Source organism: Syntrophaceae bacterium (assembly GCA_013177825.1).
In the GTDB taxonomy this organism is placed as follows: domain Bacteria; phylum Desulfobacterota; class Syntrophia; order Syntrophales; family PHBD01; genus PHBD01.
This window is the reverse complement of record JABLXX010000001.1, coordinates 46,662-60,814: the sequence shown is the minus strand read 5'-3', so window position 1 is coordinate 60,814 and position 14,153 is coordinate 46,662. Positions and strand designations below refer to the sequence as shown.

The window sequence follows — 14,153 nt, the reverse complement described above, 5'->3', positions numbered from 1 at the left end:
CCCGCGACAAACACCGCACACCGTCAGAATCAAGGGGCTCGATTCTTGAGCGAATCCACGAACACACAAAAACTCTGGTCCTTCGAGTTCCTCTCCCTCTGCCTCGTCGTCATGGCGGCCTTCGGCAACGTCAGCGTCTTCTATGGCTTTTACCACTACCTGGGAACCATCGACATTCCAGTGGTCTGGCGGGGCTTCCTGGTCGGCCTGGAGCCGATGGCGGCCTTTATCCTGCGCCTGGTCATCCTTCCCTGGCTCCACGTGCGGAACGCCTGGTTCATCCTGATGGCCTCGCTGGTCCTCCTGATCCTGTGCTCCTTCTCCTACCTGTGGGTCGTCACGGTGCCCGCCATGATCGTCCTGCGGATCGCCCACGGCACGGCCTTCGTTCTTCTCACCTCCTCCGCGATCGCCCTCATCGTGAACTTCATCCCGAAGGAAAGGAGCGGCCAGGGCTTCGGCGCCCTCAGCGTGGCGACGATGATTCCCTATGCCGTCATCCCGCCGCTCTGCGAGGCGCTCCTGCCCGGCGTGCGCAGCGAAGCCGACCTCTACGCGGGCGTGTCGGTCTTTTCCGTTGCCGCCATCGGGCTCCTCGTCCTCCTGCGCCGGCGCCTCGCCGAGGCCGTGCGGGCCATGGACGGGGCGCTGCTTCGCCGCCCCTCCATAGCCGAGATCCGGCATAACTTCCGGATCCGGGCGGTGCTCCTTCTTCTGACCGCCACCCTTCTCGTCTACATGGCCCATGCGATGTTCTTCTATTTCCTGAAGGATCTGTCCCTGGAACTGCGCGCCGGCGACGTGGGCCTTTTCTTCACGATCTTTACGACGACGATGATCGCCGTGCGCGTCTTCGGAAGCACCCTCTTCGACCGGCTGAACAAACGGCGCTTCCTGATGGCCGGGCTGGGGCTACTGGCACTTTCCCTCCTGATCCTCCCCCGGGCCGGAACGCCTTCCGTCTACTACGGCCTGGCCGGACTCTACGGGCTGTCCGTGGGCGTCGCCCTGCCCCTCCTGAGCGCCCTGATCTTCACCGCCTCGCCTCCACCGCTCCGGGGCCTGAACACCAACATGAACCTGTTCACGCTGGATCTGGCATACTGCCTGGTGCCGTACCTGGGAGGAATGCTCGTCGCGCTCGGATCGGGCTTCAGCGTCCTTTTCCATGTCTCTCTGGGATTTGTCATCCTGTCCCTGGGGCTGGTCGTTGCGCTTTCCGATTCCAAGGGCGGCGACGGACGGGAGCCGGTTTCCTGAACCGATTCTGCCTCGATTTCCTGTTTCGCCGCCTGCTCCCTGAGCCGCTGTTCGCCCTTCCCTGGAGTCGGGAAAACCGCAGCAGGGGGCGTGTCGGCAAAATATCCTCTCGCGCCGTATCGTGAATTCCACCACCTTGCCGGGGAGTGGTTCATCCGGATCGCTTTCATGGCCGATCCCCCCTGTACGACGCGGTGGTTCATGCAACGGAGGACCGGCCGCGGAGGACTCTTTCCCTCGACGCCGGACCGGATTCTCCGGACAGAACGATTCGACATTGACACACTGGACCGTTTCGTCCTACCTTCACGACGTTCATCCGGGAAGCCCCTCCGCTGCTCTTCCACCGGCGAACGGCATTGCGGCATCGGGAGAGCAGGGGCCGGCAACCGCGCAACTCCGAAATCCCATCGAAAAAAAGAGATTCCGCCGATGAATGTCCTGCTCGTCAATCCGTTCTTCAACGGACAGGCGGAGATTCCGCCCCTGGGGCTGGCCGCCGTCGCAGGCTCCCTGCCGGACCGGGGAATCGGAGTCGAGATCGTCGACCTGGATCTCGCCCCTTCGTCGCTGGAAGGACTCTCTCTTCTCCGGGAACGAATCGCCGGCAGTCGCCCCCGGATCCTGGGCGTCACGGCCCTGACGAACAGTTTTCCCTCGGCCGTGAAGGTCTTCCGGACGGCAAAGGACGCAGATCCGGGCCTCTTCACCGTCCTGGGAGGAGTCCACGGCACCGTGCTCCACGAAGCGATTCTGGAACGGCACGAAACGATCGACGCCGTGGTCCGGGGCGAGGGAGAGGAGTCCTTTCCGGACCTGGTGCAGGCCATTTTCCGGGAACGGAGCCTCGAAGGGATCGCCGGCGTCAGCTTCCGCGGCCCCCGAGGCGTCGTCTGCGGCCCGGAGCGGCCCCCCGTGCCGGACCTGGACGCCCTCCACCTGCCGGCCCACCATCTTCTGGGAAATGCATGCTACCGGACGCAGAGCCTCTCCTCCAGCCGGGGATGCCCCCACCGCTGCACTTTCTGCTCCATTCGCTCCCTCTATGGCGGGTCCGTGCGCATGCGATCCGCCGGCTCCCTGGTGGAGGAAATCCGGCTCCTCATCGGAGGGGGAGCGAAGCGGATCATGTTCACCGACGACAATTTCACCGTGGACGGCCGGCGGATCCGGGAGCTCTGTGCCGCCATGACCGGCGGAGGCCTGAACCGGGGAGCGGCATACTACGCCCAGGGGCGGATCGACGACCTCTGCCGGACGCCGCTTCTGGCGGGCATGCTTCGGGAGGCCGGATTCCGGGCCCTCTACATCGGCGCCGAGTCGGGCTCTCAGGAGATTCTCGATTCCTACCGGAAGGGCATCCACCCTGAGGATGTGCTCCGCGGGGTGTCCCTGTGCGTCGAGCAGGACCTGACGCCCGTTGTCAATTTCATCCTCCTGGGCCCCCTGGACACGCCGGAAACCGTCGTGGAGACCATCCGGCTGGCCAAGATGATCTTTGAGAGTGGCGCCGAAATCGCCTATACGGAGGCCGTCATTCCCTATCCGGGAACGCCGCTCAGGGAGGAACTGGAGAGAGACGGCCTCCTCCGGGAAACGGGCGGTACGGAACACTTCGCTCCCCGCCGCGGCCTGGAGCCGGAGCGTTTTTTTCTTCTCTGTGATCTCGCCCGGGACATGAACCGTCTCGTCCACGGCGGCGATCCCCTCTATGAAACCCGCCGGGTTTATTACGACCTGGCGTTTCTCGAATTCCTCCTGCACCGGGAGAATCCGCCGGCCTTCACGGAGCTTTGCCGGGCGACCCGTCCCGACGATCCGTCGGAGACGGCCCGGGAGATCCGCCTTCTGGAAAGGCGGGTCCGGGATGCGGTTTGAACGCAGTTTCCATCTTATTCGGCAACGAAAGGAGATTCTGATGTCGAACGAATCGACGACTCCCCCCCAGCAGAGCGTCCAGATCATCACCGGCGACGACATGGCGCGGGGACGCTACAGCAACAACTTGGCCGTGGCGTTCAACCCCGAGGAATTCATTCTGGACTGGCTCCTGAGCTCCCCCGGGGGGATCCACCTGGTGTCCAGGATCATTGTGAGCCCTTCTCACGTGAAGCGGATCATCGATCTGCTCACGAAGAACCTGGAACGATACGAGGAGCAGTTCGGCCGCATTCCCTTTAGAGAATCGGTGGATCCGCATTTTCATTGACCCTCCCCTTTCCAGGGATGAGACGGTCTGCGTCGCTTTTCCCGGACGGCAAGGATCACTCCGGCTTCAACCGCGTCACCCTGAAACGCATGCCGCGTGAAAAGGGGATCTTCCGCCCAGTTGCTCCGGAGAAGAAGCGCCCGGTGATTCCGGGCGATCCGGCAGTCCGCGGGGCAAGTCCCGAACACGAAAACCTGCACCTGAATTCTTGACAGAATACAGCAGGCCATTTATAGGTACTAAACTTTCTTCATCCTTCACCAGCGACAGGACCCATGACGACAATTTTTCTCGACAACGTGCCCCGAGAGGACCTGGAGCGCATTCGGCTCTTCCGTTACGTCAATCTGGATTCCATCATGGGCCTCCTGGAGGCATGCAGCATCAGGACCCTGCAGGAGGGAGAAATCCTGCTCCAGCCCGGCCGTTCGAATACGAACGTTTACCTGATCCTGAGTGGCAAGGTGAGGATTCACCTGGAATCGATGGATGCGGATCCCCTCACGATCCTGGGCGCCGGCGAGACCGTCGGCGAGATGTCCGTCCTCGACGGCAAGCTGACCTCGGCATTTGCAGTGGCACACGAAATCTGCCAGCTCCTCGTCATGGACGAGGACATCCTCTGGTCCCTGGTCCATTCTTCCCACGCAGCGGCATGCAACCTGCTCGTCATCCTGACCTGTCGTCTCCGGAACACGGACCACGTCCTGACCAGGAACAACCAGCTCGACGAGGTCTACCAGCTCTATGGAACCGTCGACGCCCTCACGGGAATCCACAACCGCCACTGGATCGACAACGCCCTGGAACGTCTCTGCAGGCGCTGCGAAGTGGGCGGGATCCCACTCACGGTCTTCATGATCGACATCGACCATTTCAAGAATTTCAACGATCATTACGGACATCTGTGCGGTGACCGGATCCTCCATTCGGTTTCCCGGATTCTTGCCAGCCATCTCCGTCCTTCCGAACCGCTCGGCCGTTACGGGGGCGATGAATTTGTGATCGTCGTCCCCCATGTCGATGAATCCGAGGCTGACTGGATCGCACAGCGGCTCTGCCAGTCGCTGCGCGAAGCACCTCCCATTGCCATGGAGGAAAGAGAACTTCCCCATCCGACCATCTCTGTGGGCGTGGCCTCGAAAAAAGCAGGCCAGACGACGCGTGAACTTCTGGAAGCCGCCGACCAGGCCCTGTACCGAGCCAAAAAAAGCGGTCGGGACCAGGCCTCCCGCTGATCCTTTTCGACAGCTTATGGCGGCCCCGGCATGACCGGTCCGTCGGATCCCGAAAGGAGGAGCATCTTGGAATTCCGGTTCATCCGGTTCGAGACGTTCGGTCCCATCGGAGTCCTAACCCTGAACCATCCGGAGCGGAGGAACGCCCTCTCTCTGGACATGCTCCGGGAACTGGCTCTCCTGACGGATCACGTCGCCGGGAACGAGTCCGTCCGGGTCCTGATCATACGCGCCGCCGGCAAGGTATTCTCGTCGGGACACAACCTCGGCGAGATGGTGGACGGCGACTTCCCGCATTACCAGGATATCTTCCGGACCTGCAGCGCATTCATGCACAGGCTCCAGAAGCTCCCGCAGCCCGTTATTGCCCAGGTCCACGGCGTGGCCACCGCCGCCGGATGCCAGCTCGTGGCGGCCTGCGATCTTGCCCTGGCTGAAGAGGACGCGACCTTCGGCACGCCGGGAGTCAGGATCGGCGTGTTCTGCACCACGCCGGCCATTCCTCTTGTCCGGGCCGTCGGCCGGAAACGGGCCCTGGAGATGCTGTTCACCGGCCGCATGGTCACCGCCCGGGAAGCCCTGGAATGGGGTCTGGTAAACCGAGTGGTTCCCCTCGACCGCCTCGAGACGGAGACCCTGTCCCTGGCGGAAGAGATCGCCCAGGCAAGTCCCCTGACGCTCGCCATCGGCAAGCGCGCTTTTTACACGCAGGTCAACCTCGACGACGAACAGGCCTACACCTTCGGCAGCGAGATCATGGTTGGAAATCTCTTTGCCGGGGATGCCCGGGAGGGCATGCGGGCCTTTCTCGAAAAACGAAAACCTCTCTGGAAAGGAAAGTAAATCCGCGCCGACGGAAAGGAGGTGAAAGGACAACGCCGGTCAGCTCTGGCATGGCACTCATGGTTCATCCCATCATTCATCAACCTTTGACACGAGCTGAAGGAGGCCTCACATGGTCTGGGCACCACTGATGGAAGAAGACAAGAAACGATACAATGTCATCAACAAGGAAAACCTTGAATTCCTGATGAACCGCTACAACAAGGTGAACCGCTGGGTCATCGCCGACATGATCCGCCGGAGCGCCTACCACTATCCCGACAAGCCGGCGGTCATCTTCCAGGGGAAAACCCTCACTTACAGCCAGCTGGAACAGGAGTGCAACCGGATGGCCAACGCCCTGACCGACCTGGGCGTGAAGAAGTACGACCGGGTGGCCATCCTGGCCCACAATACGATCCACCATGTCATCACCTGGCTCGGATGCGCCAAGATCGGCGCCATCTACCTGGCCATCAATTACCTGCTGCGGGGCAAGGACATCTCCTACTGCATCGACCACTCGGAAAGCGTCGCCTTCATTGTCGAGGACGCCCTGTTCGACCTGGTCAAGGATGTGCTGGACGATATGCCCACGGTGAAAACCTGGATCTGGTCGAACCAGGGTGCCGGCAAACCGTCCGCGAGCGACCGGTTTCTCGATTTCGACGCCTGGTACTCGAAATATCCCGCCGACGAGCCGGACGTGATCCTCCACATCGAGGATCCCTGCCAGATGACTTACACCAGTGGCACGGAAGCCCTGCCCAAAGGGGTCATCATCAGCAACCAGGCGCTCATGGCCCAGTATATGGGAGCCATTGTCGACGGACAGTACGACGAGGACGACATCTCCATCAACGCCCTGCCCATCTACCACTGCGCCCAGCGGGACGTCTTCATGAACCCCATCTTCTGGGTCGGCGGGACGAATGTCCTGACCCTGCCGGACATCGGCCTGATCCTGAGAAGCATCGCCGAATTCAAGGCCACCGTCTTCTTCGCGCCTCCGACTGTCTGGATCGGCATGCTCCGCCATCCCGAATTCAACAAGCACGACCTCTCGAGCCTGAAGAAATGCTATTACGGCGCCTCCATCATGCCCATGGAGATCCTGAAAGAGATGATGGAGCGGCTGCCGGGCGTACGCATCTACAACTACTACGGCCAGACGGAGCTCGCGCCGTATCACACGATCCTGAAGGCCAAGGATGCCCTCGCCAAGATCGGGTCCGCCGGCCTGGGCGGTCTCAACATGGAAACACACCTGGAAGACGACGAAGGGAAGGTCGTGGCAGTCCCGGACGTCCCCGGCGAAATCTGCGGGAAAGGTCCCCATGCGCTCATCATGTACTTCAAGGAGCCCGGAAAGACGGAAGAGGCCATGAAGGGCGGCTGGTTCCATTCCGGTGACATCGGCATCATGGACGCGGACCGTTACATCACCGTGGCGGACCGGAAAAAGGACATGATCAAGACGGGCGGAGAGAACGTGGCCACCCGCGAGGTGGAGGACGCCATTTATCTGGACAAGAGGGTCCAGGAAGTGGCCGTCATCGGCCTGCCCGATCCCAAGTGGGTCGAGATCGTCACGGCGATCATCGTCCTGAAACCCGGAGAGACCATGACGGCCCAGGAGGTGATGGACCACTGCCGGAAGAATCTGGCACCGTTCAAATGCCCCAAGAAGGTTGTTTTCGTAGACGCCCTGCCGAAAACCCCGACGGGAAAGATCCTCAAGCGGGAGATGCGGATCTCCATGAAGGATGCCCCGGGCTGATCCCGGGACGGTCCGGCAAGACGGCCCCCTCCTCCGGGAGGGGGCTTTTTGTTGCCTGTCGGGACCGTTTCTGTTATCGGTGGGCTCAAATTCGCGATGAGGAAACCATGGATCCGAAGCAACGTTCTTTCCTGGCCTTTATGGCATGGACGGCCCTCTTTCTTCTCTTTGCGGAGCCGTCGTCCTGCTGGGCATCCGGCAGCCTGGAGGAGGCGGCCCACCAGATCGGGAAAATCCTCCCGGTGTGGACGGTTCTGCCCTTTGCGGGGATTCTCCTCTCCATCGCCCTGTGTCCGTTGTTCGTTCCCCATTTCTGGCATAATCATTTCGGAAAGGTATCGGCCTTCTGGGCCCTGGCCTTCGCCGTCCCCTTCGTGGTCTTCGACTGGCGGGTCGCCTCCTACTCGATCCTCCATATCGGCCTGATCGACTACATCCCCTTCATCATCCTCCTGTGGGGGCTGTTCACCATCTCCGGCGGCATCGTCGTGAAGGGATCCCTCCGGGGAACGCCTCTCGTGAACGCGATCCTTCTCCTCATCGGGACGTTCCTCGCTTCCTGGGTGGGGACCACCGGCGCCGCGATGATCATGATCCGGCCGGTCCTCCGGGCGAACCGCGACCGGGTCCACAAGGCCCACGTGATCTGCTTCTTCATCTTCCTGGTGGCCAACATCGGCGGATCCCTGACCCCCCTGGGAGACCCGCCGCTCTTCCTCGGATTTCTCCATAACGTGCCCTTCTTCTGGGTCACCACGGGCATCCTGCCGGAAATGCTTGTCACGGCAGCGCTGCTTCTGCTGTTGTTCCTCGCCGTTGACATCTTCTATTTCCGGAAAGAGAAGGCCTTCCGGGAAGCCGCCGCAACGGAGCGAACCCCCATCGGAATCGCCGGAACCTACAATTTTCTCCTTCTCGCGGGTGTCGTGACGGCAATTCTCGTGAGCGGCTACTGGAAGGCGGGCCATCTCACCCTCTATGGCGTCGAGGTTCATTACCAGAACCTCTTCCGGGACGCCGCCATCGTCATCCTCGGCCTCGTTTCCCTGAAGATCACGCCGAAGGAGCTGCGCGAGGCGAACGAATTTTCCTGGGGTCCGATCCTGGAAGTGGCCAAGCTCTTCGCCGGCATCTTCATCACCATCATCCCGGCCCTGGCAATCCTGAGGGCGGGACTCGAGGGGGCGATGGCACCTCTCGTGGCGGCCGTCCAGACGCCGGCTCATTACTTCTGGGCCGCCGGAGGCCTCTCCTCGTTCCTGGACAACGCCCCGACCTATCTCACCTTCTTCAACATGGCCCTGGGCAAGGTTGGGCTGACGGAGGCCCAGGTCCCAATAGCCCTGGCGGCGGGAACCGCCACGGCGAACCCGGCCTTCATCGGCTACCTGACGGCCATCTCCGCCGGGGCCGTCTTCATGGGGGCAAACACCTATATCGGCAACGCCCCGAACTTCATGGTCAAGTCCATCGCCGAGGAGGCCGGCGTCGACATGCCAAGCTTCTTCGGGTATATGTTCAAGTACTCCATTCCCTATCTGCTTCCCATTTTCATCCTCGTGACATTCATCTTCTTTTAGGAGGCACGCCATGAATCCGACCTATTATGAAGTGACCGTGGAGGGCAGCCACGACCTCCTGAAGGGATTCATCATCGGCTATCTCGAAGGCCGGGAGATCAGTGGCGAGACCTTTTTCGGCGACGACTACGAACTGGATGAAGAGAATCCGCTGGAGCTTCTCTTCCGCATGATGGGGCACCGGGAGGAAAGCACCACCGTCATCGTCGAGGCGGAGCTGCGCAGCCTGCTCCGGGAGGCCCTCCAGCGGCGGAGGGATACACTCCCGCTGAAGGTCGTTTCCGTCCGGGAAGTCATGGGTGCATCCTTCGGTTTCTCTGTGAAAACCTATTCGCGGGACATCGGCCGTTCCCTCCGGGATCTCTTCAGCGCTCCCCCGGAAGGCGTCGCCGTCGATCCCCCCTTTGCTCCCGAGGAAAAGATCGACCCCGACGGAAAGGGCGTGGAGGCCTACGCCCCGCTCCACGAATACGAAATGAGATGGAAGGGACGGGTATCCGGCCCCATCCGGGAGGTATTCGCCCTGTATCACAAGGTGGGGCGCTTCGAGGTGGTCAAGCTGGGAGACCTTCACCTGGATTACGGTGAGCGGATTCTGTGATCCTCCTCGTCCATCCCCCGGTCTCCAAGCCCTGCGAACCGCCGCCCGGCATCGCCCGGCTGGCGGGAGCACTCCGTGCACACGACGTTCCCCATGTTCTTCTGGATGCAAACCGGGAGGGCCTTCAACACCTCCTGGAGCGGACACTCCCGGGGGATTCCGCCGACACGTGGACCCGCCGGGCCCGCTCCGGACTGCAGAAGAATCTCCGGCTGCTGACAACGGCCGGAGGCTACGAGAACCCGGATCGCTACCGTCGCGCGGTCTCCGACGTGAACCGGGCACTGGAGCGATCCTGCCCGGAGGGCCTTCCCCGGGTGACCCTGGCCAATTACGAGGATCCGGTGCTGTCCCCCCTGCGCACCGACGACCTGCTGGCGGCAGCCGAACATCCCGGGAAGAATCCGTTTTTCCCGTATTTCCGGGACCGCCTCTCCTCCCTCCTCGCCGATCCGGGATTCACGGATGTCGGCTTTTCCCTCAACTACCTGAGCCAGGCCATCTGTACGTTCGCAATGATCGGCCATCTGCGCCGCCTCCAGCCGAACCTGCGCATTCTCCTCGGGGGCGGGCTGGCCACGTCATGGTCCCGCCGGCCCGGCTTCGGCGTCCCCTTCCGGGGGCTGGTCGATGAAATCATCGACGGCCCCGGAGAGGCCCGCCTCCTTTCCCGTCTTGGAAAGTCGCCCGGCTCTCTCCCTGCGAGGCCGTACTACCGGGATCTCCTGTCCGCCTCCGATCCCGTCGTCGGGGTTTCCTATCTCGCTCCCGGCCCGATCCTGCCCTACAGTGCATCTTCCGGATGCTCCTACGGGAAGTGCTCCTTCTGCCCCGAACATGCAGAGGGCCGTCCTTTCCGCCCGATCCCGCCGGAACGGGCCGCCGGAGAGATCCGGAGCCTGGCGACGGAACTCCGGCCGGTCCTGATTCACCTCCTGGACAACACCCTCTCCCCGGCCCTGTTGAAAGCCATCATCGCGGATCCCCCCGGCGCTCCCTGGTATGGCTTCGTCCGGGTTTCCCGGGATCTGGCGGATCCCGATTTCTGCACGGCCCTGAAGCGGTCCGGGTGCGTGATGCTCCAGATCGGGATCGAATCGGGGAGCCAGAAGATTCTCGACTCGCTCAACAAGGGAATCCGCCTGGAGACGGCGGCCAAGGCCCTGCCATGCCTGCGGACTGCCGGCATCGCCGCATACGTGTACCTGCTTTTCGGCACGCCCGGGGAAGCGGAGCCGGAGGCCCGGGAAACCCTGTATTTCACGGCCCGCCATAGCGAATCGATCGGGTTTCTGAATCTGGCCGTCTTCAACCTTCCCGTCGGGAGCGCTTACGCCTCGGGTCTCGATATCCGGCCGTTCTACGAAGGGGATCTCTCGCTCTACCGTGATTTCCATCACCCCCGGGGCTGGGATCGGGGAGCCGTCCGCCGTTTCCTCCAGTCGGAATTCAGGAGGCATCCCGCCATCGCCTCCATCCTGAGGCGGGATCCGCCGCTCTTCACATCCAATCACGCCCCGTTTTTTGCGCGGGCCCTCTTTTCCCGCAACCGGCACTGAGCCGGCGTCCCACGGATTTTCAGGCCTCCGGTCTGCGGCGTTCCGCCTCGGACCTTCGTCCGCACAAGCTGCGCCCTCCCTCGTGCCGATTCACGGAAAAGTTCTTTTCAGTTGACAGCCGGTCATGGGAATCCTAGAGTACGCCCAATCCGCCCCATCCTCATCCCGAGGTCCTGAAAGATGAAAACCAAGGAAAAGGACTACTTCGAGTCCCTCTACGAGGTGACCCGACTGATCAACGGCTCCCTGGATCCGGACCGCGTCCTGGAGGAAATCGTCCGGTCCGTGGTGAGCGCCATGGGACTGAAGGCGGCCAGTCTCCGTCTCCTGGACGCCCGGAAGAAAAGGCTGCTCCTGGGGGCATCCTGCGGCCTTTCCGAGAACTACCTTCAGAAGGGCCCCATCCTGATCGAGGCCAGCGGGCTGGATCAAAAGGCGCTCCGGGGAAAGACCTGCATCGTCCCGGATGCCCGGACGGACCCGGACTTCCAGTACGGACCCAAGGCCCGGGAAGAGGGAATCGCCTCCGTACTGGTCGTTCCCCTCATCCGGGAAAAGAAGGTCCTGGGAGTGCTCCGCGCCTACACCGATACGATCCGGGATTTCTCGAAACGGGAGATCCGCTTTCTGGAGGCCGTAGCCCATTTGAGCGCCATTGCCCTCGACAATGCCCGCCTGCACCAAGCGCTGGAAACCCGATGCGAGCTGATGGCGGCCCACAAGCTCCGCATCGACGACAACTAGGGAAAAACCAATGATCAGAGTGGGTATCAACGGATTCGGCCGCATCGGCCGGCAGGTCTTCCGGGCCATCCTGGAGCGCTGTCCCGGAACCGTGAGCGTCACTGCCGTCAACGACCTCTTTGACGTCGCCACGAACGCCCACCTCCTCTCCTTCGATACGAACTACGGCCGCTTCCCCGGAAACGTGCGCGTCCGAAAGGACGGATTCTCCGTGAACGGGCGTGCCGTCCGAAGCTTCGCCTTCCGCGATCCGGGCCAGATCCCCTGGGATGAAGCCGGCGTCCAGGTGGTCATCGAAAGCACGGGCCTCTTCACGGAGGGATCGAAGGCGGCGGCCCACCTGGAGGCGGGCGCGAAAAAGGTCGTCATCACCGCCCCCGCCAAGGGAGAGGACCTGACGGTCGTCATGGGAGTCAACCACAAGCGTTACCGCCCGGAAAAACACCAGATCCTCTCCAATGCCTCCTGCACGACCAACTGCCTGGCGCCGCCGGTCATGGTCCTGCACCGCCACTTCGGCATCGAGCGGGGCATGATGACGACGATCCACTCCTATACGAACGACCAGCGGATCCTGGACCTGCCCCACCGGGACCTCCGCCGGGCCCGGGCGGCGGGACAGAACATCATTCCGACGACCACGGGGGCCGCCCGCGCCCTCTCCCTCGTCCTGCCGGAACTGGCAGGGCGATTCGACGGCTACGCCCTCCGCGTTCCCACGCCGACCGTGTCCGTCGTGGACTTCACGGCGGAACTGAGCCGCGAGACCACGACGGACGAACTCCGCCAGGTGATCCGGAACGCGGCGCGAACATCTCTGAAAGGCATCCTCGGCGTTGCCGAGATGCCCCTCGTATCCAGCGATTTCCGGGGAGACAGCCGGTCCTCCATCGTTGATATCGAGTTCACCCAGGTCATGCGGAAAAATTGGGCGAAAGTTGTAACCTGGTACGACAACGAATGGGGATATTCGTGCCGGGTGGCCGATCTGATCGAATACATCGGCAGGCAGGGACTCTGATCGATGAGCGTGTGCATCCTTGTGATCGACGATGACGCCGTGGCGTGCGAGTTCCTCCAGGAAGCGCTCTCCCGGGAGGGGCATGAGATCCATGCCCGGACCTCGGCCCGCAAGGCGCTGGAGGAGGACCTGTCCCGATACGACCTTCTCCTGTCGGACATCCGGATGCCCGACATGGACGGGCTGCAGTTTCTTCGCGCCGTCCACGAGTCCTGGCCACAGGTTCCCGTCATCATGATGACGGCTTTCGGATCTCTGGAGACGACGATGGAAGCGCTCCGTCTCGGCGCCTGGGACTATATCAGCAAGCCCTTCTCTCCCGATGCCATCCGGGCCATGGTCCGGAAGGTCCTGGAGGTGAAAAGCCTTCACCAATTGCGGATGAAGGGAGAACCCAAGGCGGAAACGGAATCGCACTTCATCGGCTCCTCCGCGACCATGGTGAATTTCTACAAGCAGCTGGCCCGGGTCGCCGACGCCTCGGCAAGCATCCTCATCGAGGGGGAAAGCGGCACGGGCAAGGAGCTGACGGCCCGCTCCCTTCACCAGTTCAGCGCCCGCCGGGACCTGCCCTTCATCCCCGTCCACTGCGGTGCCATTCCGGACACGCTTCTCGAATCGGAACTGTTTGGCTATGAGCGGGGAGCCTTCACGGGAGCGGATCATTCCCATCCGGGACTTCTGGAAGCCGCCAAGGACGGGACCATCTTCCTCGACGAAATCACCGAGATGTCGCCCGCCCTGCAGGGGAAGCTTCTCCGGTTCATGCAGAACGGGGAGATCCGGCGCTTGGGAGGACATGACGTCCGGCATGCCTCTGTCCGGGTGGTGGCGGCGGGCAACCGGAACATCGACGAAGACGTGCGGAGCGGGCGCTTCCGAGCGGACCTCCTGTACCGGTTCGTCGTCCGCCTCCACATTCCGCCGCTCCGAAACCACAAGGAGGACATTCCCCAACTGGTGAAATCCCTGCTGCAGAAAATCGGGCACCCGACGGTCCGCGTCTCCGACGAGGCCATGGAGTGGTTCATGGCCTACGACTGGCCGGGAAACGTTCGGGAACTGGAAAACGTCCTTCAGCAGACGCTCCTGCTCTCGCCCTTTGCCGTTATCCTGCCGGAGAATCTGCCGCTCCGGTTCCGCCTGGAACGGGCCGATGAACCGACCCTCCCGTCCATAACGCCCCTTGAGTCGGCGGAGCGGGACCAGATCCTCCAGACGCTCCGGACGACCTCGTGGAACCAGAGCCGGACGGCGACGCTCCTCGGCATCGACCGTAAGACGCTCCGGACCAAGATTCTTCGCTACGGTCTGCAGCGGGAAAACGGCTCCTGAAGGA

The 14,153-nt window shown here is 62.4% G+C and carries 12 protein-coding genes; all 12 read left to right on the top strand.

The window, feature by feature from the left end; all coding sequences use genetic code 11:
• The first annotated feature begins 45 nt into the window (after positions 1-45).
• The 12 genes from HPY65_00295 (at position 46) to HPY65_00240 (ending at position 14,149) form a co-directional block, all read left to right on the top strand.
• Positions 46-1,260, top strand: coding sequence for an MFS transporter (locus HPY65_00295; protein ID NPU82899.1), 1,215 nt, complete (start codon positions 46-48; stop codon positions 1,258-1,260).
• A gap of 432 nt (positions 1,261-1,692) precedes the next feature.
• Positions 1,693-3,138: a B12-binding domain-containing radical SAM protein gene (locus HPY65_00290; protein ID NPU82898.1), complete on the top strand. Its 1,446-nt coding sequence runs from the start codon at positions 1,693-1,695 to the stop codon at positions 3,136-3,138.
• Positions 3,139-3,178: 40 nt separating this feature from the next.
• Entirely contained in the window at positions 3,179-3,469 is a 291-nt protein-coding gene (locus tag HPY65_00285; protein NPU82897.1) for a DUF3467 domain-containing protein, read from the top strand.
• Positions 3,470-3,744: 275 nt separating this feature from the next.
• Entirely contained in the window at positions 3,745-4,707 is a 963-nt protein-coding gene (locus HPY65_00280) for a GGDEF domain-containing protein (protein ID NPU82896.1), read from the top strand.
• A gap of 30 nt (positions 4,708-4,737) precedes the next feature.
• On the top strand, positions 4,738-5,550 hold the full coding sequence (locus HPY65_00275) for an enoyl-CoA hydratase (GenBank protein ID NPU82895.1): 813 nt from the start codon (positions 4,738-4,740) through the stop codon (positions 5,548-5,550).
• Positions 5,551-5,662: 112 nt separating this feature from the next.
• A complete protein-coding gene (locus tag HPY65_00270) occupies positions 5,663-7,309 on the top strand; it encodes an acyl-CoA synthetase (GenBank protein NPU82894.1) in 1,647 nt (548 codons plus the stop codon).
• A gap of 107 nt (positions 7,310-7,416) precedes the next feature.
• On the top strand, positions 7,417-8,889 hold the full coding sequence (locus HPY65_00265; protein ID NPU82893.1) for a sodium:proton antiporter: 1,473 nt from the start codon (positions 7,417-7,419) through the stop codon (positions 8,887-8,889).
• A gap of 10 nt (positions 8,890-8,899) precedes the next feature.
• On the top strand, positions 8,900-9,490 hold the full coding sequence (locus HPY65_00260) for a hypothetical protein (GenBank protein NPU82892.1): 591 nt from the start codon (positions 8,900-8,902) through the stop codon (positions 9,488-9,490).
• Entirely contained in the window at positions 9,490-11,049 is a 1,560-nt protein-coding gene (locus tag HPY65_00255; protein ID NPU82891.1) for a radical SAM protein, read from the top strand. Before HPY65_00260 ends, HPY65_00255 begins: the two co-directional genes overlap by 1 nt.
• Positions 11,050-11,229: 180 nt before the next feature.
• Entirely contained in the window at positions 11,230-11,793 is a 564-nt protein-coding gene (locus HPY65_00250; protein NPU82890.1) for a GAF domain-containing protein, read from the top strand.
• Between the two features lie 10 nt (positions 11,794-11,803).
• A complete protein-coding gene (gene gap / locus HPY65_00245; GenBank protein NPU82889.1) occupies positions 11,804-12,814 on the top strand; it encodes a type I glyceraldehyde-3-phosphate dehydrogenase in 1,011 nt (336 codons plus the stop codon).
• A gap of 3 nt (positions 12,815-12,817) precedes the next feature.
• Positions 12,818-14,149: a sigma-54-dependent Fis family transcriptional regulator gene (locus HPY65_00240; protein ID NPU82888.1), complete on the top strand. Its 1,332-nt coding sequence runs from the start codon at positions 12,818-12,820 to the stop codon at positions 14,147-14,149.
• Positions 14,150-14,153 lie beyond the last annotated feature (4 nt).

Bases quoted from the DNA above. Each gene is read 5' to 3' on its own strand.
- HPY65_00290 (NPU82898.1), top strand. From the start codon at position 1,693: ATGAATGTCCTGCTCGTCAATCCGTTCTTCAACGGACAGGCGGAGATT.
- HPY65_00285 (NPU82897.1), top strand. From the start codon at position 3,179: ATGTCGAACGAATCGACGACTCCCCCCCAGCAGAGCGTCCAGATCATC.
- HPY65_00280 (NPU82896.1), top strand. From the start codon at position 3,745: ATGACGACAATTTTTCTCGACAACGTGCCCCGAGAGGACCTGGAGCGC.
- HPY65_00275 (NPU82895.1), top strand. From the start codon at position 4,738: ATGACCGGTCCGTCGGATCCCGAAAGGAGGAGCATCTTGGAATTCCGG.
- HPY65_00270 (NPU82894.1), top strand. From the start codon at position 5,663: ATGGTCTGGGCACCACTGATGGAAGAAGACAAGAAACGATACAATGTC.
- HPY65_00265 (NPU82893.1), top strand. From the start codon at position 7,417: ATGGATCCGAAGCAACGTTCTTTCCTGGCCTTTATGGCATGGACGGCC.
- HPY65_00260 (NPU82892.1), top strand. From the start codon at position 8,900: ATGAATCCGACCTATTATGAAGTGACCGTGGAGGGCAGCCACGACCTC.
- HPY65_00250 (NPU82890.1), top strand. From the start codon at position 11,230: ATGAAAACCAAGGAAAAGGACTACTTCGAGTCCCTCTACGAGGTGACC.
- gap (NPU82889.1), top strand. From the start codon at position 11,804: ATGATCAGAGTGGGTATCAACGGATTCGGCCGCATCGGCCGGCAGGTC.
- HPY65_00240 (NPU82888.1), top strand. From the start codon at position 12,818: ATGAGCGTGTGCATCCTTGTGATCGACGATGACGCCGTGGCGTGCGAG.